General features: G+C 65.8%; 17 protein-coding genes and 2 pseudogenes. 15 read left to right on the top strand and 4 right to left on the bottom strand.

Annotated features, from left to right (window positions below):
* Positions 1-288 precede the first annotated feature (288 nt).
* From SM757_RS04620 to SM757_RS04595, 6 genes are all read left to right on the top strand, one after another.
* Positions 289-951 carry a GntR family transcriptional regulator gene (locus SM757_RS04620; RefSeq protein ID WP_322464536.1) on the top strand — a complete coding sequence of 221 codons (663 nt, stop codon included), beginning with the start codon at positions 289-291 and terminating at the stop codon, positions 949-951.
* A gap of 31 nt (positions 952-982) precedes the next feature.
* Positions 983-2428, top strand: coding sequence for an FAD-dependent oxidoreductase (locus SM757_RS04615; RefSeq protein ID WP_322464535.1), 1446 nt, complete (start codon positions 983-985; stop codon positions 2426-2428).
* A gap of 36 nt (positions 2429-2464) precedes the next feature.
* Positions 2465-3439 carry a Bug family tripartite tricarboxylate transporter substrate binding protein gene (locus SM757_RS04610; RefSeq protein WP_322464534.1) on the top strand — a complete coding sequence of 325 codons (975 nt, stop codon included), beginning with the start codon at positions 2465-2467 and terminating at the stop codon, positions 3437-3439.
* Positions 3440-3598: 159 nt separating this feature from the next.
* Positions 3599-5068, top strand: a complete 1470-nt coding sequence (locus tag SM757_RS04605; protein ID WP_322464533.1) for an aminotransferase-like domain-containing protein — start codon at positions 3599-3601, stop codon at positions 5066-5068.
* A gap of 743 nt (positions 5069-5811) precedes the next feature.
* A complete protein-coding gene (locus SM757_RS04600) occupies positions 5812-8124 on the top strand; it encodes an ATP-binding protein (protein WP_322464532.1) in 2313 nt (770 codons plus the stop codon).
* 184 nt (positions 8125-8308) lie between these two features.
* The gene (locus SM757_RS04595; protein ID WP_322464531.1) at positions 8309-8578 is read left to right on the top strand and encodes an alpha/beta fold hydrolase; all 270 of its coding nucleotides are present in this window, start codon (positions 8309-8311) and stop codon (positions 8576-8578) included.
* A 49-nt stretch (positions 8579-8627) separates the two neighbouring features.
* Here the strand turns inward: SM757_RS04595 and SM757_RS35530 are convergent.
* The 3 genes and pseudogenes from SM757_RS35530 to SM757_RS04585 all read right to left on the bottom strand — a co-directional run.
* Positions 8628-9002, bottom strand: a pseudogene (locus SM757_RS35530) (CHASE domain-containing protein); the annotation flags it as partial.
* A gap of 146 nt (positions 9003-9148) precedes the next feature.
* Positions 9149-9709: a hypothetical protein gene (locus SM757_RS04590; protein ID WP_322464530.1), complete on the bottom strand. Its 561-nt coding sequence runs from the start codon at positions 9707-9709 to the stop codon at positions 9149-9151.
* A gap of 10 nt (positions 9710-9719) precedes the next feature.
* On the bottom strand, positions 9720-10874 hold the full coding sequence (locus SM757_RS04585) for a zinc-dependent alcohol dehydrogenase (RefSeq protein ID WP_322464529.1): 1155 nt from the start codon (positions 10872-10874) through the stop codon (positions 9720-9722).
* 691 nt (positions 10875-11565) lie between these two features.
* Between SM757_RS04585 and SM757_RS04580 the strand changes: the two genes are divergently transcribed.
* The 5 genes and pseudogenes from SM757_RS04580 (at position 11566) to SM757_RS04560 (ending at position 14939) form a co-directional block, all read left to right on the top strand.
* Complete coding sequence (locus tag SM757_RS04580; protein WP_322464528.1) at positions 11566-12072, top strand: hemerythrin domain-containing protein; 507 nt, start codon at positions 11566-11568, stop codon at positions 12070-12072.
* Positions 12069-13208 carry a glutathione-independent formaldehyde dehydrogenase gene (locus SM757_RS04575; RefSeq protein WP_322464527.1) on the top strand — a complete coding sequence of 380 codons (1140 nt, stop codon included), beginning with the start codon at positions 12069-12071 and terminating at the stop codon, positions 13206-13208. Before SM757_RS04580 ends, SM757_RS04575 begins: the two co-directional genes overlap by 4 nt.
* A gap of 191 nt (positions 13209-13399) precedes the next feature.
* Positions 13400-13768 (top strand): isochorismatase family protein, encoded by a 369-nt coding sequence (locus SM757_RS04570; protein WP_407655741.1) that lies wholly within the window; start codon positions 13400-13402, stop codon positions 13766-13768.
* Positions 13769-14165: 397 nt separating this feature from the next.
* Complete coding sequence (locus SM757_RS04565; protein WP_322464525.1) at positions 14166-14552, top strand: surface-adhesin E family protein; 387 nt, start codon at positions 14166-14168, stop codon at positions 14550-14552.
* Positions 14553-14939, top strand: a pseudogene (locus SM757_RS04560) (YpsA SLOG family protein).
* 48 nt (positions 14940-14987) lie between these two features.
* Here the strand turns inward: SM757_RS04560 and SM757_RS04555 are convergent.
* Positions 14988-15695, bottom strand: coding sequence for a DNA/RNA non-specific endonuclease (locus SM757_RS04555; RefSeq protein WP_322464629.1), 708 nt, complete (start codon positions 15693-15695; stop codon positions 14988-14990).
* A gap of 223 nt (positions 15696-15918) precedes the next feature.
* Between SM757_RS04555 and SM757_RS04550 the strand changes: the two genes are divergently transcribed.
* From SM757_RS04550 to SM757_RS04535, 4 genes are all read left to right on the top strand, one after another.
* Positions 15919-16326 (top strand): hypothetical protein, encoded by a 408-nt coding sequence (locus SM757_RS04550; protein WP_322464524.1) that lies wholly within the window; start codon positions 15919-15921, stop codon positions 16324-16326.
* Positions 16327-16466: 140 nt separating this feature from the next.
* Entirely contained in the window at positions 16467-16694 is a 228-nt protein-coding gene (locus tag SM757_RS04545) for a site-specific integrase (RefSeq protein WP_322464523.1), read from the top strand.
* A 248-nt stretch (positions 16695-16942) separates the two neighbouring features.
* On the top strand, positions 16943-17857 hold the full coding sequence (locus tag SM757_RS04540) for an STM4015 family protein (RefSeq protein WP_322464522.1): 915 nt from the start codon (positions 16943-16945) through the stop codon (positions 17855-17857).
* 15 nt (positions 17858-17872) lie between these two features.
* A complete protein-coding gene (locus SM757_RS04535; protein ID WP_322464521.1) occupies positions 17873-18940 on the top strand; it encodes an STM4014 family protein in 1068 nt (355 codons plus the stop codon).

Genomic DNA, 18940 nt, shown 5'->3' with positions numbered 1-18940 from the left:
GACGCCGGTCTTCCCAATTGCTGCGAAAACTGCCCAAGGATGGCGAACCGTCTGCCTTCGACGAGCGCCGTCGGGTGGAACAACGCCAGATCGTGGCCCTGCAGATGCCGACCACCCCGGATCAGCACCTCTTTCGGTCACGCGCTTCTCGCCTTTTCGACTGGTGACCTCGACCAACCTCGTGGCGGCGGCAGGGTATTCACCGGGTTGGAGGCGCTGGCGTGCCGCCGCATGCCGGTCTTATGATGCATGCACCGTGTATACATTCAGTCCACACTGAGTCCACACATGATGACTCTCAAAAACGAAGACCTGGCGACTCACGCCTACCAGAAGGTCCGTGAGGCAATTCTTCAGGGGGAATTCGCGCCAGGGATGCCGCTGTTCGAGGTGCATTTGGCGACCCGGATGGGCATGAGCCGCACGCCGGTGCGCGAGGCGTTGAAAGTGCTGGCGCGGGACGGCTTCGTGCAGGTGGTGCCGGCGCGCGGATACATCGTTCCCTACCGGTCAATGGATGACCTGCGCGAGTTGTTTGAGCTGCGCGAGTCGCTGGAAGGCACTGCCGCGCGCTGCGCCGCGCAGCGCGCAACCGACGCAGAGCTCGCCGAGCTAGAAGCGTTATGCGTGCGCTATGAGAACGAGCAGGACTGGCATCGTTGGGTGCAAATCGGAACGGACTTTCACAACCTGCTGGTTGCCGCGGCTCGCAACCAGCGTCTGGCCAACATGCTCGATTCGCTGAACGGGCAGATTGTCCACTCCCGCCGCTCGGTCCTGCGCGCCGATCCGCAACGGCGCGACGCGGCGACCCGGGAACACCGCGCCATCCTCGACGCTGTGAAGGCGCGCAACGCCGCGGACGCCGAAGCTCGTGCCCGGGAGCACGTGCGGCTTTCTTACGAGGCGACCCTTTTCTCATACCAAAGCCGACCCGCAGCCATCGGCTGAGCGACCCCGTCCAACCCAGGAGCAACCCACCATGCAAGCCACTTCCATCAACAGCCAGGAGCGATTTCTCGTTGAGCCGCCCCGAAACACGCCAATCGTTCGAGAAGTCGATGTGCTGGTGTGCGGCGGCGGCGTCTCCGGCATCGGTGCGGCGCTCGGCGCCGCCCGTGCCGGCGCCAAAACGATGGTCATCGAGAAAAACGCGTTCCTGGGGGGAGCCGCCACGGCGGTCCTCATGAACACCTGGAACGTGCCGGTGTCACGCATGACCGGCGTGGCTCGCGAAGTCGCACTGACGCTGGCCGAGCGCGGGGAAGGCAACATCACGGGGCCGACCTTTCCATTCGACCCCGAGGGCTTCAAGCAGGCCGCTGTCGACCTGCTGCAGCAGGCCAACGTCGAAGTGCTGAACTACACCTGGATCGAGGACGCGATCATGGAAGGCTCGCGCATCAAGGGCGTGATCATCCAGAACAAATCGGGCCGCCAAGCGATTCTGGCGAAAACCGTTGTCGACGCAACAGGTGATGCCGACGTCGCCGCCGCAGCAGGTGCCGAATACGTCAAGGGGCGCGAGAAGGACAACAAGATGCGACCGATGAGTGTGCTCTTCAGGCTCGGGGGTGTCGATTTGGGCAAAGTGATCGAGTACTGCCGCAGCCAACCGAAAGAGTACTTCACCGCAGACCCCAACTTTCACATCATTCAGCCCGAAAAGGGGCTCGTCCGGCTGTCTGGCTTCTTCCATATCGCCGACAAGGCTCGCGCGGCTGGCGAGCTTCCGGAAGAGATCCATTACCTCCGGTTCGAAGGGATCGACGTTGCGCACGGCATCGTCACGGTGAACAACTCGCGCGTCTACGGCGTCGACGGCACCAACGCCTGGGACATCTCGCGCGCCGACACTCAGGCCCGGCTGCAGAACCGGCAGTTGAAGAACGTGATCCGCAAATACATCCCCGGCTTTGAGAATGCCTTCGTAATCGACTCGTCGCCGACGGTCGGTGTGCGGGAAACACGCCGGGTGCGCGGGCCCTACGTGTTGCCGCAGGAGGATCTGGTTGCGCAACGTACGTTCGACGACAGCGTGATCCGCGTCTGGCGGCACATGGCAGCAGGGCGCGACTGGCACAAGGCCGAGGGCGGCGAAGGCGCACCGAATGACGCCGTCTACCGCACCGTGACCACCGACCTGACGTGGTTCGAGATTCCCTGGCGCGTGTTCACGCCGAACAAGGTTGAAGGCATGACCGTGGGTGGCCGCGTGCTGTCCGTCACGCACGAAGCAGACATGTGGACCCGTGGTCAGTACTGCTGCCTGGTGACCGGGCAGATTGCCGGGATCGGCGCCGCGCTGGCGGCCGAGAAGGGCGTCACGCCCGCGGCGCTCGACGTGCGCCAACTGCAAAGCGTCCTGGGCAAGCAAGGCATAGACGTGGGATCGGCGGCCGAAAAGCTCATGCCACAGGCTGCCTAAGCCTCCGGTCAAACCCTCAACCCGAGAGTTCTCAACATGAAGGCTCTTTCATTCTTGACCGTTGCAGCAGCAACGCTGTGGCTGGGCGCCAGCGCCCCGGTGCTTGCGGAGCAGGCCTATCCGGCCAAACCGGTCACCATCATCGCTGCATTCCCGCCGGGCGGCACCGTCGACTTGCTTTCTCGCGTGCTGGCCGTGAAGCTCGGCGAAGCCTGGAAGCAGAGCGTCATCGTCGAGAACCGGGCAGGTGCGAGCGGCATCATCGGATCGCAGTACGTCGCCCGCCAACCGGCGGACGGCTACACCCTGATGGTGGTTCCCATCACACACGTCACCAACTCGGGCCTGTTCGCCAAGGTGCCGTTCGATCCGATCGAAGACTTCACACCCATCTCCATGCTTGCGTCGTCGCCGCTGATGATTGTCAGCAGCAACAACTTTGCGGCGAAGAACATCACCGAACTGGTTGCGCTGGCTAAAGCCAAGCCCGGATCCCTGAACTGCGGCTCGGGTGGCAACGGCACGTCCCAGCACCTGGCTTGCGAATTGTTCAAGCGCACGGCCAGCGTGGACATCAAGCACGTGCCCTACAAGGGCAATGCAATGGCCATGACCGACGTGATGGGCGGCCAGATCGAGCTGCTGTTCGACCAGATGGCCACTGCAGTGCCGCATGTGAAGGCGGGCCGGGTCCGCGCCTTGGCAGTCACCAGTGCCAAGCGCTCGCCCGCGATGCCCGACGTGCCCACGGTTTCAGAATCCGGTCTCCCGGGTTTTGAAACCAACGCCTGGTTTGGGATCGTCGGACCACGTGACATGCCCAAAGACGTGGTCGATAGCATCAACGCGTCGTTGCGCAAGGTGCTAGCGCGCACGGAGGTGCAGAAACAGCTCGGCGACCAGGGACTCGAGCTGACACCCAGTTCGCCTGAGGAATTCCGCAGCACGTTGAAGTCCGAAATGACCAAGTGGGCTTCCGTGATCAGGGAAGCCGGCGTCAAGGTCGAGTGAGGGATTCTTTCATGGTCACTGCTAAATCCCTGGCTAGAAGGTTCAGCAGGTCTTCCGGGTCCACGCGGCACCGTGCCGACGCTTGCATCGCCCTGCACAACGCTTAGACTGCGACAACGCCACCCACCCAGCAGTCGACCGAGGCGCGGTGCCGGCACCATGCGTGATCGCCCAACCGCCGCTGCCACGAAGTTCGAACTGCTCGCGCGAGAACTCGAGCAGCAGATTGCTGCTGGGGTGCTGCGCCCCGGCGATCGCTTGCCTTCCTTGCGCCAGGCTCGTGGCAGTCGGGGCCTGAGCCCAAGCACGGTTTCCCAGGCTTACTACCTGCTCGAATCCCGAGGCCTCGTCCGCGCGGAGCCGCGCTCGGGCTACTTCGTCGCCGCACGCGCCGATGGCGTGCTGCTCGCGGAGCCGCAAACTTCGGCACCCCAGTCCGGATCCCAGACCGTCGAGATCAACGACCTGATCTACACGTGTCTTGGCTTGTCACGCGCTCGCGACATTGTGCCCTTCGGTTCCGCGTTCCCGAGCCCGACCTTGTTTCCTCTCGATCGACTGCGTCGCTCGCTGATCTCGAGCACACGGCGGCTTGAACCCTGGAATATGGTCGACGACCTGCCACCGGGCAACCTGCGTCTCAAGCGCGAAATTGCCAAGCGTTACCTGCGTCAGGGCCTGACCGTGGCCACCGACGAGATCGTGCTTACCCACGGTGCGATGGAGGCGCTGAACCTGTGCTTGAACGCGGTGACGCGGCCGGGTGATTCGGTGGTGGTCGAGTCCCCGACCTTCTACATGGCGCTGCAGGCCCTGCAGCGCCTGGGCCTGCGCGCCATTGAGGTGCCGACCCATGTGCGCGATGGCATTGATCTCGGCCGCCTAACGCAGGTAATCGAGCTTTACCGCCCGCAGGCCTGCTGGCTGATGACGACCTTCCAGAACCCGCTCGGCTGCCTGATGCCCGAGTCGAAGAAGCACGACCTCGTTGAACTGCTCGCCCGCCACGACGTGCCTTTGATCGAAGACGACGTCTATTCGGAGCTCTACGAAGGCAACGTGGCGCCGCTGCCAGCCAAGGCCTTCGACCGCCGCGGCTTGGTGCTGCACTGCTCGTCGTTCTCGAAGTGCTTGGCGCCAGGCTACCGCGTCGGCTGGGCTGCGCCCGGCCGGCTGGCGCACAAGGTTGAGCGGCTGAAGCTGTTGACGAGCCTGTCGGGAACGATCCCGGTGCAGGCGGCGCTGGCCGACTACCTGCAGGAAGGCGGCTACGACCACCACCTGCGAACCCTGCGCCAGTCTCTGCAGGCACAGCGCAGCAGCCTGTTCGACGCCGTGAACCGGCACTTTCCGCACGGAACGCGGGTGGTGCGGCCAGCCGGCGGCTATTTCGTGTGGGTCGAACTGCCCGTCGGGGTCGACGCGATGGCCCTGCACCGTACCGCGCTGGCACACCACATCAGCCTGGCTCCGGGACCGATGTTCTCGGCGCGCGCCGAGTTCCGGCACCATATCCGGCTGACCTGCGGTCAGCGCTGGGACGGGACGCTCGAGCGCGCCATACGCACGCTGGCGCGGCTGGTCGGTGACGCAGCGCGCGTTGGCATCGCCTCGACCGCACCGATCTGATCCGGTCGCTGGTGCGCCCAACTGCTCATACCACCGGCGCAGGCTGCCGGGCAGAGTGCGGGCATGTTCGAACCCGCCCTACCTTGCACCGCGATGCCGCGCTGACGCTGGTGGCGGTCAACCCCATGCACCTTGGCTCGGAGCTTTCTCTGCACGAGGTGCTGGACCGGTTGGATCCCTCGGTCCTTGCCGGCCTGGGGTAACCGGACTTTTCGTGAGGTGGGTGCAGCGATGGTGGAATCTTTGTTGCCATACAAGCACCTGCAGAAATTCGCACGACAACCACTCAGCCAAACTTGCAAGCCCTTGGTTCATTTTCCCTTTTGAACCCGAAGCGCACCAAACTGCACGGACAGTCCGTGCGCCCCTTGCTGCAGGAATTGCGGCTGCGCTGGGCGCAGTGGCGTCCACGCGCGGCATGGCACAAATGGCCCGGGACGCCGGGCCGTCGCATGAGGCCTTGCACCGCGACCGGTACGACACCATCGTGCGGGTCTGCACCGCGCTCTGCGTAAAGTTGAGCAAGCATCCATCTGATCCCGTGCGCTGACGCAAGACGTCGAGGAAAGTAGCAGTATGTTGATCAGGAAGCCCGTGAGCGGCGGCCACGTGTGCCATTGCTGCGGGCTGTGGCACGAACCGGACGAGCCCCGCGGCTTGCCTGGCCGTCGACGTCACCGGTCGCGCCAGCGCCCCTTGTGCGCATGCGCCAGCGGGCCTGTCCTAGCGGCAGGAGGCCTGCCATGAGCGACGAGCGCACGCCGCAGCCTCTGCCCGGGGCATCGTTGGCCGAGCCACCGCCCCCTGGCCTGCCGCCCCTGCGGCTCAGAGCACTGCTGCTGGCTTTGTTGCTCGCCGTGCTGCTGCCCTCACTGGCCGTCGGGGGCTACGCGACGTGGCGCGCGGTGCGCGCAGGCCAGGCAGCCGCCGAGGCACGCCTTGCGGACACTGCAGCCGCCTTGGCGCTGGCTGTGGACCGGGAGGTCGGCGGCTACCGCAGCGCCGCAACCGCTCTGGCCGCCTCGCGCAGCCTCGATGGACCGGTGCCCGACCTGGCCGGCTTCGAGACGGAGGCCCGCCGCGTGGCACACGCGCTGGGTACATCGCTCGTGTTGATGGACAGCGCGTCGATGCGCCATCTCGTCAACACAGCGCTGCCCCCAGGCGCGCCGCTCGGCACCGGCTCGGTGCCCGACTTCAAGGCCATGGTCGTCACGGGCGGCCCGCTGGTGACGGACCTCCTTCGCGACGCGAGCACGGGCCACGCCGTCGTGGGCGTGGCCGTGGCTGTGGAGCGCGCGGGGCGTATCGGTTACGTGCTGGCAGTGCGGCTCACGTCCGAGCGGCTGCGGGAGTTGCTGGCCGCCCAGGCGCTACCGCCCGGTGCCTTCGCTTCCATCACAGACGGGCGCAGTGCCCTCGTCGCGCGCTCGGACGCGCTGCATGAGCAGCTTGTCGGTCGGCTGGCCCCTGCCGGCGTGCGCGCGCAGTTCGAGGGACGTGCCGAGGGAACCTTGCGAGGCAGGACGCTTGACGGCGTGGAGCACGTGGCTGCGTTCCAGGCTGTCCCCGGGGCCACGGGCTGGCGGGTTTTCGTGGGCGAACCGGCAACTGTCTTCGACTCGGCCTGGCAAGGCCCGGTGCTGGCGCTTGCGGCCGGGGGCGCTGTTCTTTTCGTGGCTGCCGGGGTGCTCGCTGTCCTGGCAGCGCGCAAGGTGCTGCGGCCGGTGCGTGCGCTGGGCCACCATGCCGCGGCGCTGGCAGCTGGCACCCCGGACACGTCGGCAGCTTCGATCCCGTCGGCGTCGATCCGCGAACTGGAGCTGCTGCGCCAGGGCTTTGCACGAGCTGAAGATGCCATTGAAGCGCGCAACCGGGCGCTGGGAGAACTGACAGCGACGCTGGATCTGGCCACGGCCTTCGTGCGTGACCTCGATGGCACGATCCTTCACTGGTCCAAGGGGTGCGAGCGCCTCTACGGATGGACGGCGCAGGAGGCCGTGGGTCGCAACGCGCAGGAGTTGCTGCGCACGGTCTTCCCTATGCCGCACCCTGAGGTGGAGGCCGTGTTGGAGCGCGAGGGCGAGTGGGTTGGCGACCTGCGCCACTCCACGCGCGAAGGCAAGGAATTGATCGTCGCGGTACGCAAAGCGCTTCGCCGCGACGCACAGGGGCATCCAGCTGCCGTGATGGAAGCCACGACCGACGTGACGGCTGCGCGCAACACCCAGGCGGCGCTGGCCGCACTCAATGCCACGCTGGAGCGGCGCGTGCAGGAGCGCACCGCCGAACTGGCCGCCGCGCACGACGCGGCCCATGCCGCCAACCGGGCCAAAAGCACGTTCCTGGCCCACATGAGCCATGAGATCCGCACGCCGCTCAACGCCGTCATCGGACTGGGCCAACTGCTTGCGCAAACCGAGCTGAACGAGCGGCAGCGCATGTTCATCACCCACGTCAATGCCGCCGCCGGGCAACTGCTCGCGCTTGTCAGCGACATCCTGGACCTGTCCAAGATCGAGGCCGGTGAGATGCACCTGGAGTCTGCGCCCTTTGACCTGCCCACACTGCTGCAGCAGGCCCGCGCGTTTGTGGAGTTACCGGCGGCGCAGAAGAACCTGCGGCTGAAGTTCGAGTTGGAGTCGGGGCTGCCGCAGCGCCTCATCGGCGACCCGACGCGGCTCAAGCAGATCCTGGCCAACCTGCTGGGCAACGCCGTGAAGTTCACCAAGGCCGGCAGTGTCACCCTGCGGGTAGCTCAGCTGACACCGTCCGTCGCTGCAGCGGGCCAGCCGCCGTCACAGGTCATGCTTCGCTTCGAGGTGGCAGACACGGGCATCGGCATTCCGCTCGACAAGCAGGCCGCCGTGTTCCAGCCGTTCACGCAGGCCGACAGCTCTACCACGCGGCGCTTCGGTGGCACGGGGCTGGGCCTGTCCATCGTGCGGCGCCTGGTGGACATGATGGGCGGGACGCTGCAGGTGGCGAGTTTGCCAGGGCAGGGCAGTACGTTCAGCGTCACGCTGACGCTGGAAGTGCCGCCGGGACAGGATTGAAGCCGTAGCTGCACAGGCTCGGCAGCGATGGCAATGTGCCGAATCAAGTCTTGCGTAGCCCAGGCAACTTTTCGGGCGCTCTTGGACACCTCCAGGCATTGGTACTCGCGCTGAGGGTTGTTGAAGGGGCTGGTGGAATAAGTGGCGCTGGTCGCGCAGTTACTGGACGTGGACCTTGGCACCGGTGGAATGGGAGCTGGAGGAATACGTCTCCGCCATCGCCGGTTGCCTTGTGCTGGTGCGCTGCTGCACCGGTCAACGGCCGCACCTGCTGGGGCACTCGCTGGGCGGCACCCTTGCCATGCTATGCGTGGCGCGCCATCCTGATGTGCCCGTGTCGCTGATGCTGGCCCCGGGTGGCCGCTTCGCGCTCGCCAACTGGCGGCAGTTGCACACCGGCGTAGACCGGCAGGCACAGCAGGAAGCCGTGGCCGGGAAAGGCGTGCCTGCGTAAGGGGCAACGGCGGTGAGAGCCGCGCCTCGCCGGTGAGCATGGCACTGCGCAAGGTGGCGCAACGGTGCTCCCTGCTGGCCAGATCGAGCCCTTCGGCTTCGACGTTGCGCACGCGGGGCTTGACGAACTGCACCACGTAGCGGTCTGCAAGATCCTCTTGCGCCGGTGTGCTGAGCGCGGGCAGCACCTCGTGGATGCTGAACGACGGTCCGTACTCGCGCCGCATGGCCGCCACGAAGGCGGCCTCTTGGGTGCACGGCACACGGCGCACGAAGCCGAAGCCGCGCGAGCCAGGGTAGCGCTTGTGCAATGCGAAGGACGACGTGAAGCACTGGACGTTCTCGCGCGAAAACCGCTGCGCCGTGCGATCGGCAGCAAGCACCGCACCCCGTGCGCCTACCAGGCCGTACTCGTAGTTCTGCATGCGCCGCTGCAGCAGGTCCACCAGGCGTTCGGCGTGGGCCTGAAGGTGCGCGCTGACATCGCGCTCGTTGGCCCGGCTGTCGAAGGCAGCCGGAAAAGAGCCGCCCCGTCAATCGCTGCACCCGCTTGCGGCGAGTCGATGACCACCTACTTGCGCCGCGAGCGTGTGTAGGCCACGAGGCCCAGCACGCACAGGCCGGCAATGGCAACGCCCTTGACGAATCCGGCGCGGTTGTATCGCCATTGCGCCGCCAAGCCGAGCTCCTTCGGCAGGTTGGGCACGCGCAGTTGTGCCAGGTCACCGACGAGATCCTCAACCACGTTGACGCGGTCAGCGAGCAGCAGCGTCAGCCAGTGAGGCAGCTGGCCTTCGCTGAACCGATAGGCGAAGTCGCGGATGGCCCCGCTCAACCCCTGCGGCGGGCATGAGGTGCCGAACACCGGCGTCAGCTTCCCGTGCTCGATGGACTTGTGGATCTTGATCCTGGGCACCTGCTGTTCGATCGGCGGGTAGAGCGACTCAACGCCGATATCGGGCGCCTTGTCGCGCGGCACGCCGGGTCGCGTCGCCGGGTCGAGGTCAGAGCCCCACCCGTTGATCGTGGCAGCAAAATCAACCGACCGGCGTTGCTCTGTAGTCAGCGAGTAGCCACCCGGCACGGGCTCATCAAGGATGTCTTGTGAGGAAGAATGAACTCGTTGGTCCATGGTGGGCTCCTCAGTGTCCGGTGGATGGGATGACCATCGGCTTGATGCAGCCGTCAAGCTTGTTGGCGAACACGTGGTACCCCTCGCTGATGTCCTCGAGCGCAAAGCGGTGGGTGATGATGTCCTTCGGGTTGATGTGCCCGGCTTCGATGTGCTCGATGCAGCGGGGCAGGTTGCGCTTGACGCTCGCCTGGTTCGTGCGGATCGTCAGGCCCTTGTTCATCGCGTCGCCGATCGCGACCAGGTTGAATGGCGGGCCGTAGGCACCGATGATGGACACGACGCCGCCCTTCCTCACCGAGTCGGTGGCCCAGTTGAGCGCATTCGCGGCGCCGGCCTGCAGCTTGAGCGGCCGGATGCCGACGAACCGGTGCAACGTGTCCCCGGTCGCATCGCAGCCCACCGCGTCGATGGCCGCGTCCCAGCCCAGCCAGTCGGTCTCTTTCTTGAGGTGCCAGACGGGATCCCGGACGTCGCGAAAGTTGAGCGTCTCGCATTGCGCGAACCTCTTCGCGAACTCGAGCCGATAGTCGTAGTGGTCAACAATCATGACCCGGCCGGCTCCCATGAACCATGCCGACTTCGCCGCGAACAACCCTACCGGGCCGGCACCGAACACCACCACGGAATCGCCGCGCTTGATCTCGGCCATCTCGGCGGCCTGGTAGCCCGTCGGGTAGGCGTCGGTGCAGAGCGCCGCGTTGTCGTCGTCGATCGTGTCCGGGATCTTCATCGGCCCGGCATCGGCGAACGGAACGCGCACATACTCGGCTTGGCCGCCATCGTAGCCGCCCGTGGTGTGCGAGTACCCGTAGATCCCGCCCACGGCCGTTGCATTCGGATTGACGTTGTGGCAGTTGCTGAACAGTTGCTTCTGACAAAAGTAGCACTCGCCGCAGAAGATGTTGAATGGGACCAAAACTCGGTCTCCGGCCTTCGGCGTGCGCACGTCAGTGCCCACGTCCTCAACGACTCCGACGAACTCGTGGCCGAACGTCTGACCGACGCGGGGGTCGGGCATCATCCCGTGGTAAAGGTGCAGGTCCGAACCGCAAATGCAAGCGCGGGTGACGCGAACAATGGCGTCGCGTGGGTGCTCGATCTCGGGAATGGGTTTGTCGATGACGCGAATCCGGTACGGTCCGCGGTAGGTCATGGCACGCATGGTGAGTTCCGGTTGACGGTGGCGTCGTGGCCGGCAAGCCCGGTGCCCGTGTGCCACTCCCGGAACTGCAGCGCCCGTGTTCACCGAACACCGTCTGTGTGGGCCTGCAGACCGTGCCTTGCTCTGTCCGAAAAGAACTCAAGCCAACGTACGGCGAACGCCACCGCCGCACGGATATCGGCCACCTCGCCGGGCAGCGCTGCGGTGACACGGTAGACCGCCTGGTAGCTCACTCAACGAGCAAGGGGTAGCCGCCATCCGCTTGCGTCACGATTGACGGTCACCGCTGCCGATTACCAAAGAGCAGCGTGATCTCGGCTTGAGCGAATCGCGCTACTGGGGTCGGCCCATCGACGATTGCGTCAGCGGCTCGCGATGACGGAACTGCAGCGCACCATGCGCTCAACTTGCTTCGATGATCGTTCAGAACGCAGGCGTTTCCAAGTTGTCGTGTGACCCGGATGCCCCGGGCTGTCTGCACACGGGCCCCAGGTATAGCCCGGTCTTCGGGGCCGAGACACGGTCCACTGGGGCACCATGGATTGAGACCCGCCCCGGTTAGTGGGAAGTATCTGCACCAAGTTGCAGCGGCCGGGCAAAGCACAAACCAGCTATATCAACAGTGATGTGTCCTTGTACCGCATGGAAGTTGTGTGCTCACATTCCTGCCTTACTGCCATAAGGAGTCCAGGTGAGCGCCACCCTTTTTTATGAAGATGCGGTCGACCTGCTGGATGCAGACCACAAGCTGGTCCAGAAGCTGTTCCTCGACTACCAAGGCCTGTGTGATGACGGTGGGTCGTCCAAGGCAAAGCAGCAACTGGCCCTGAAGATCTGCCAGGACCTCACCGTGCACACGCAGATCGAAGAGGAGATCTTCTACCCGCGCGTGCGCGAGGCGATCAAGGACGATGCGCTGATGGAAGAGGCGTTGCAAGAGCACGCTGAAGCCAAGGAGGCCATCGCCCGGATTCAGGGCATGGCTCCCACGGACGCTGGCTATGACGACACGGTCAAGCAGCTGTTCGCCATCGTGATGGACCATGTGATGGAAGAGCGCGAACAGATGTTCCTGAAGGCGCGCTACTCCACGGCCGACCTGCGCGGCATGGTGCCCGCGCTCTATGCACGCAAGAAGGAATTGCAAACCGGAGCGTCGGCGCCCGCGCCGGCCAGAAAGAAGAAGGTGGCGTCATGAAGGCACTGGTCTACAACGGGCCGCGCGATGTCCAAGTGCAGGACATGCCCGACGCCCGCATCGAGCGTCCGACCGATGCGCTGGTGCGCATCACCCGCACCAACATCTGCGGCTCGGACCTTCACATGTACGAAGGGCGGACTGACATGCGGCCGGGCCGCATCCTCGGTCATGAGAACGTGGGCGAAGTGATCGAAGTCGGGCCCGCCGTGGACCGGGTGAAGGTTGGGGACATGGTGTCCATGCCTTTCAACATCGGCTGCGGCTTCTGTGAAAACTGCGAGCGTGGACTGAGCAACTACTGCCTGACCGCCAACCCGGGGCTTGCCGGCGCCGCCTACGGCTTCGCCGACATGGGGCCCTACCACGGCGGGCAGGCGGAGCTGCTGCGCGTGCCCTATGCCGACTACAACTGCCTCATCTTGCCGCGCGACGCCCAGGAGAAGCAGAACGACTACGTGATGCTCTCCGACATCTTCCCCACGGGCTACCACGCCACCGAGATGGCGCAACTGCGTCCCGGCGAGTCGGTGGTGATCTACGGCGCCGGCCCCGTAGGCCTGATGGCGGCTCTATCGGCCACGGTCAAGGGCGCGAGCCTGGTGATGGTGGTCGATACTCACAAGGACAGGCTGGCGTTGGCCGAGAAGATCGGCGCGGTGGCGATCGACGACACCGAGGGCGGCGGCATCGAGCGCGTCATGGAGCTGACCGGCGGGCGCGGCGCGGACTGCGGCTGCGAATGCGTGGGCTACCAGTGCTGCAACATGCATCAGCACGAAGTGCCCAACCTCACCATGAACAACCTCGTGAATGCGGTGAAGTTTACCGGCCACATCGGGGTGGTGGGCGTGTTCGTGCCGCAAGATCCGAACGGGCAGGACAAGCTGCAGCGGCGCGGACAAATGGCTTTCGACTTCGGCATGTTCTGGTTCAAGGGCCAGAAGATGGGCACGGGCCAGTGTCCGGTAAAGGCCTACAACCGCTTCCTCAGCCGCCTCATCGAGCAGGAGAAGGTCAAGCCTTCGTGGATCGTCTCGCACGAGTTGCCGCTGGAGCAGGCGCCCGAGGCGTACAAGAACTTCGACGAACGCCAGGACGGCTGGACCAAGGTGACATTGAAGCCGAACGGTTGAACCGTCCGTGGGCCGGTGTGGGGATGTCGTACTTTTTCATCAGAATGGTGCGCTTCGATGAAAAAACGTTAAATAGATCAAGCACTTACGCGTCAAGCGTCAAGGCCAATGTATGCCTTTCGCTAAGTGCTTGATATCAAAGGAGAAATCGCGCAGACCCGCACCATTTTTCTGGAAAAGTACAACAACCCCTGCGTCGACGCTGCGACGTGACGCTGTCGAAGATGCACTTCGACGCCTGTAGCGACGGGCTGGCGGAATTGCTGACCGAGGGCTGTGCGCCAGGCGACCGGCCCGAGGTTGTGATTGCGGGCTGCGAAGCGCACGTGTGCCTGATGCAAACCGCCCTGGGGCTGCTGGAGCGCGGATTCCGGACCTGGGTGGCCGAGACGGCTTGCGGCTCGCGCCGCGCTGCCGACAAGCAGATGGCCATGCAGCGCCTGCGCGAGGCCGACGCCACCATCGTCAGCGACGAGATGGTGCTCTTCGAGTGGGTGCGCCATTGCCGCCACCCGCAGTTCACGGCCGTGCTGGACCTGGTCAAGCGCCGCGGTAGTTGAAGCGGCGAAGCCAGCCGCCTCACCGGCACCCCAGCGCCACGCGCGGCCGAGGCCCGGTGCCAACGGCCCGCCGAGCCCTTCATGCAGATGGCCGCCGACGGCTGGAGCACCTGCGTTATGGTGGGCACGGGACGCCGCTCAACTCCCTCCTGTGGCGTCTCGTAGTCTTTCCGGCCCGCTGCTGTACGCGGGCTTTTTCTTGGCCATGCCGGCCTGCCCAGGGGCTGGCGCGCATGCCCTGCACAAGTCGTGCACATGCCCGCCACCAGCGGCGTGTCAACCCGGCATGATGACGCTAACGGTGAGGATTCCAGGGCTACCGCAGCCAAGGACTTTCCCGCCTTCTCGCCTGCGCAGGCCGCCGCGAACAATGGCCTGGCACTGCGGGGAGAAAACAATGAAGGGCAAGGGAGCACTGCTGATAGGCGCAGCCATCCTGGCGGCAACGCCGGCCTGGGCCGCCTGGACGGCTTTCGGCGAAGACGAGTCCAAGGCGATTTGGTACGTCGATACAGACTCCGTCCGCACCAAAGGCGTACTGCGGGAGGTCTGGGCGATGAAAGACATGATCGAGCCGGAAATCGACTTTGACCTCTCCAAGCTGTTTCTCATCGAAGTCGACTGCCAGGGCCGGCGCCAGCGCCTGCTGCAGCACCAGAGCTACCGGGGGCGCATGGGCGGCGGCGAGCCCACGCGTGGCGGGATGATGTTCGGCGACTGGATGGCTGTCGCACCGGGCACGGTGGGTGGCAGCCTGAGCAAGGCGGTGTGCAACCGCGGCTGAGTGCCGCAACAACAGAGCAGGGCCGCAGGGGTGGTGATCGAGCGTGTTGTTTCAGGCGGGCAGACCGGTGCGGATCGGGCTGCGCTGGATTGGGCGCTGGCCCGCGGTGTGCCGCACGGCGGCTGGTGTCCGGCCGGACGGGTCGCGGAGAACGGCACCATCCCGCCGCAGTACCAGCTCACCGAGATGCCCGACGGCGGCGGCTACCGGTAGCGCACCAAGGCCAACGTGCGCGACGCCGACGCAACCCTGCTCTTGTCCATCGCGTCCGAGCTCAGCGGCCGCAGCCGCCAGACGATGATCTTCGCCAGGCAGCTCGCCACGCCCTGGCTGCACCTGCACCCCGGCATGGACTGGCGTTCAGCGCGGCCGGCCTGGATGGGGTAATTGAATGGACGCTCCCAACGCCGTGGAGCCTATACGGACACCTGCTTTTCACTCGCCAGGGTCTATCCCTGGCAAGAACTCAATGCCGGTACGCGCCACCAAGTCCCGGTACGTAATGGGCTTGCCCGCCTGGGCGTCGTTGGCGTTCTCAACCCATTGCGCCCAAGCCCGGTTCGAGCCGGCGTCGTATACGAGCTTGTAGAGCTGGGCCGGCACCCAGACACGGCCTTTACCGATCACCTGCGCGCCGGCCTTGGGGTAAACGGGTCCAGTAAAGACGTAGACCGGACCCTTGGCGCGCTTGACGTAGGCCCTGGTGGCGCCTTCAAGTCCCGCCCAGGTCTTGCGATTGTTCTCTGGCGCCTGAGGCACCATGTTGGCCAAGCTGAAGGACTGAGCCATGGCCTGCGCGGTCGGCATGTCGGCTGCGGGCGCCATGTGACCGCGGTCAAAACCGCTGCCCTTGTAGTCCTCCAGCGTTGCGCGCTCGGCGCTGGGCAAGCGGGCGTCGGGGAAAAAGCGGTTGGTCCGCTCCTCGTCCTTGGCGTCCAGCAACTGCTCGCGGGTGAGCTTTTCAACGGCAAAGATCGGCGTTTTGGTGCGACCGGAATGCAGCACGGCAAAGGCGTCGTAGCAGAGGTCGCGCGACTGCCGCGCCTGCAGTTCCGGCACACGCGGCAGTTCTCCAGGAAAGAACTGGCGGCACTGCTTGAAGCCGGTCACCGGCTCGGCCGACACGGCCGTTGGCGGTCGCATCTCCTTGGGCAACGTCACGCGCGAATCGCATGCGGTCAGTGCCAACACGCTGGCAGCGGCAATCAGAAAAAAGCGGCTTCTTGTTTTCATGGGACACGATTGTCAGCGCGCATGCCGCTCGGCCGGCCGCCTTCGATTACCGGTCTGCAGCGATTGACGCGCCGATAAGGGCCTGTCGCGATAAGGCGCTTCCCAGAAGTAAGAACCAAGAGGGAGCCCGACCATGACTGACACTGACACCACCGCCCTCACGGCCCACGACGCCGGCGGGCGCGGCACGGCCGCCTTCCCAGCCACGCCCGAGGTGGTGACTGCGTTCCTGGCCGCACAGGCCGACGCCGGCGTCAAGGTGGCCACCATCGGCCGGCGCGCCGCGGCCATCCCCTTTCGCTACGCCTCGGCGCAGGTCGAATCGCCCTCGCGCTCAATGCTGGTCGCGGCCGCGCTCAAGGGCATCCGCCGCGAGCTCAGCGTGGTGCCAGCGCGCAAGACCCCGGCCACGGCGTTGCGCTTGGTGGAGATGGTGCACCTGTGCCCTGCCACGCTGCAGTGCCGGCGCGACCGTGCCCTCTTGCTACTGGGCTTTGCCGGCGCCTTCCGCCGCAGCGAACTCGTGACCTTGAACATCTAGGACCTGGAGGTGCTGCCGCAAGGGCTGAGCGGACCACCCGCCGTTCCAAGACCGGCTAGGTAGGCGCCGGCTAGGTCATCGCCATCGCGCGCGACGAGGTGCACTGTCCCGTCGCGGAGGTACAGGAGTGGCTGCGGGCCGTGGCCATCACCACCGGGCCGGTGCTGCGCTGCGTGGGTACGGGCGATCGCGTGAGCACCGATGCACTGTCCGACCGCTCGGTGGCAGCCATCGTCAAGGACTACGCCGCGCGCGGGCTTCGACACACAGACCTTCAGCAGCCACTCGCTGCCCGCTGGGTTCCTCACCAGCGCGGCGGGGGCCGGCGCTGGCGTGCCCAAGCTCATGGAGGTGTCGCGTCACCGTAGCCTCGACACCGTGCGCGGCTACGTGCGCAGCGCTGAGCTGTTCAAGGATCGCGCCGGCGCCGGGCTATAGGAGGGCAGACGCATTCGAGTTGCGGGCCTATTGAACCGAATGTTTCAGACGCTGCAAGCGAGGCTGGAGGCGTGTGGCGTAATTGGCGGATCGCCTATGTGCATCGACGTCAGGAAGGTGCTCGCGCACCGCACCGCTATCCTTCGCGCTGCATTCGAACAGCCTCGGGAGGGCGCGCATGACAATCTCGGAACGCACGGAGACGTTTTTCGGCAAGACCGTCCAGGACTACAACGGTGGCGACCCTGCCAGCGGCCCAGGATTGGTCCATCGGCTGGTGCTGGACTACGACGACACGCGCAGCCTGCTGGCGCTGCTTGACGAATACCTCTCGAAGGTTGATCTGGGCCAACTCGAGGCGCTGATCCTGGGCCTGTGGAACGAGCCGCACGACAACGGGCCCAACGAGGCCTTGGACCAGCTCGCGCAGCTCGCGCCGCAACTGCCGAACTTCAAGGCGCTGTTCGTCGGCGACATGACCTACGAGGAGTGCGAAATCTCCTGGATCGTCCAGGGCACGCGCTACCAGCACCTGCTGCACGCCTTCCCAAAGCTTGAGGCGCTGCGCATCCGCGGCTCGACCTCGCTGCAGCTGCCGCCCGTGACACATGCGGGGCTGCGCGAACTCATCATCGAGAGCGGCGGCCTTCCGCTGGAGATCGCGCAGTCGCTTGCTCAATCCGAGTTGCCAGCTCTAGAGCACCTTGAGCTTTGGTTGGGCGACGACGGCTATGGCTTTCAGGGCGACGTTGCGCTGTACCGGCGGGTGTTGCAGCAGCTGCGTACGCCGTCCTTGCGCGTGCTCGGCTTGCGAGACGCGCAGATCGCCGACGATCTGGCCGCTTGGCTAGCCCACGAGTCCTGGGTCGCGTCACTGGACACGCTGGACTTGTCGCTGGGCACGCTGGGCGACAAAGGCGCGCAGGCGTTGCTCGCGAGTCCGTACGTCGCTTCGCTGAAACGGCTGGACCTGTCGCACCACTACATCTCGCCGCCGCTGCAGGCGCAGCTGCGTGCAGCGATTCCTGGCGTCGTGCTCGATGACGCACAGGATCCCGAGGACGATCACCGCTACGTGGCGGTCGGCGAGTAAGGCGGGGACGTCGGCATGCAGCGCTGGGTGGTGCTGGGCGTGGACGGAAGCAAGCGCACGCGCGGGCTGCAGGCAGCCGCTGCTGCTGCGGGCGTGCCGGTGCAGCTCGTCGAGTGGCGCGACTGGCTGGCCGCGCCCGAGCGGCTGACGGACGCGCTGCAGGCGCCGTGCCACTTCAAGGTCGAGCCGCCGGGCGACGATCCACAGGCGCACCTCGCTTTACTGCATCTGGGCTGCGAGCGCCTCGGCCGCCGGCCTTGCCTAGCGCCGGAGCGCGGCGAGCTGGTGGCGCTCGATGCCTGGTTCACGGGCTTCGAGTGGGCGATGCAGCGGCTGGCGGCACTGCTCTCATCGCAACCGCAGGCCCGCGTTGTCAACGCTCCCGACGAAATCATCGCAATGACCGATAAGCTGCACTGCCAGCATCGCTTGGGCGAGCACGGCGTCGCTACCGCCTCGCTGCTGGGTCCAGTGCAGGACTACGACCACCTCGTCGCGATGCTCGACCGTGAGGATCTCGACCGCGTGTTCGTCAAGCCGCGCTACGGCTCTTCGGCCGCCGGTGTGGTCGCCTACCGGCGCGGCGGCGGCCGCCAGCAGGCCACCACCTCCGCGCTGCTGCACGATGATGGCCAGCGCCTCTTCAACGTCAAGCGGCTGCGCAGCTACCAGAGCCCCGACGAGGTGCGACGCGTCATCGACCTGGTGGCAGCGCAGGGTGCCTACGCTGAGGCCTGGATACCCAAGCCCCGCGCGGGTGCCGGCCATTTCGACCTGCGGGTCGTCACGTTCGCAGCGCGTGCCGCGCACCGGGTGGCACGAGTGAGCCGGCGGCCGATGACGAACCTGCACCTCGACAGCGAGCGCGCCGATCCGGCGCGGCTGCTTTCGGTACAGGATCTGTCCGCGATGGAGGCGGCGGCGGAGCAGGCGGCACGTGTGTTCGCGCGCGCCCACGTCGTCGGTTTTGACCTGGTGGTGCATCGCGGCGCGGCGCGCGTCCTCGAGGCCAATGCCTTCGGCGACCTGCTGCCCGGCCTGCTCTGGCAGGGCTGCGACACTTACGTCACCGCGCTGGACTGA

The sequence above is a fragment of the Azohydromonas lata genome, from assembly GCF_034427735.1.
GTDB classification, from domain to species: domain Bacteria; phylum Pseudomonadota; class Gammaproteobacteria; order Burkholderiales; family Burkholderiaceae_C; genus Azohydromonas; species Azohydromonas lata.
Note: the sequence above shows the minus strand (reverse complement) of the source record. Positions and strands in the feature narration are given on the sequence as shown.

What these genes read in the sequence shown, in the direction of transcription:
- SM757_RS04555 (WP_322464629.1), bottom strand. Translation starts at nt 15,695, where the DNA reads ATGCGACCGCCAACGGCCGTGTCGGCCGAGCCGGTGACCGGCTTCAAG.
- SM757_RS04590 (WP_322464530.1), bottom strand. Translation starts at nt 9,709, where the DNA reads ATGGACCAACGAGTTCATTCTTCCTCACAAGACATCCTTGATGAGCCC.
- SM757_RS04620 (WP_322464536.1), top strand. Translation starts at nt 289, where the DNA reads ATGATGACTCTCAAAAACGAAGACCTGGCGACTCACGCCTACCAGAAG.
- SM757_RS04585 (WP_322464529.1), bottom strand. Translation starts at nt 10,874, where the DNA reads ATGCGTGCCATGACCTACCGCGGACCGTACCGGATTCGCGTCATCGAC.
- SM757_RS04615 (WP_322464535.1), top strand. Translation starts at nt 983, where the DNA reads ATGCAAGCCACTTCCATCAACAGCCAGGAGCGATTTCTCGTTGAGCCG.
- SM757_RS04610 (WP_322464534.1), top strand. Translation starts at nt 2,465, where the DNA reads ATGAAGGCTCTTTCATTCTTGACCGTTGCAGCAGCAACGCTGTGGCTG.
- SM757_RS04575 (WP_322464527.1), top strand. Translation starts at nt 12,069, where the DNA reads ATGAAGGCACTGGTCTACAACGGGCCGCGCGATGTCCAAGTGCAGGAC.
- SM757_RS04565 (WP_322464525.1), top strand. Translation starts at nt 14,166, where the DNA reads ATGAAGGGCAAGGGAGCACTGCTGATAGGCGCAGCCATCCTGGCGGCA.
- SM757_RS04600 (WP_322464532.1), top strand. Translation starts at nt 5,812, where the DNA reads ATGAGCGACGAGCGCACGCCGCAGCCTCTGCCCGGGGCATCGTTGGCC.
- SM757_RS04540 (WP_322464522.1), top strand. Translation starts at nt 16,943, where the DNA reads ATGACAATCTCGGAACGCACGGAGACGTTTTTCGGCAAGACCGTCCAG.
- SM757_RS04605 (WP_322464533.1), top strand. Translation starts at nt 3,599, where the DNA reads ATGCGTGATCGCCCAACCGCCGCTGCCACGAAGTTCGAACTGCTCGCG.
- SM757_RS04535 (WP_322464521.1), top strand. Translation starts at nt 17,873, where the DNA reads ATGCAGCGCTGGGTGGTGCTGGGCGTGGACGGAAGCAAGCGCACGCGC.
- SM757_RS04550 (WP_322464524.1), top strand. Translation starts at nt 15,919, where the DNA reads ATGACTGACACTGACACCACCGCCCTCACGGCCCACGACGCCGGCGGG.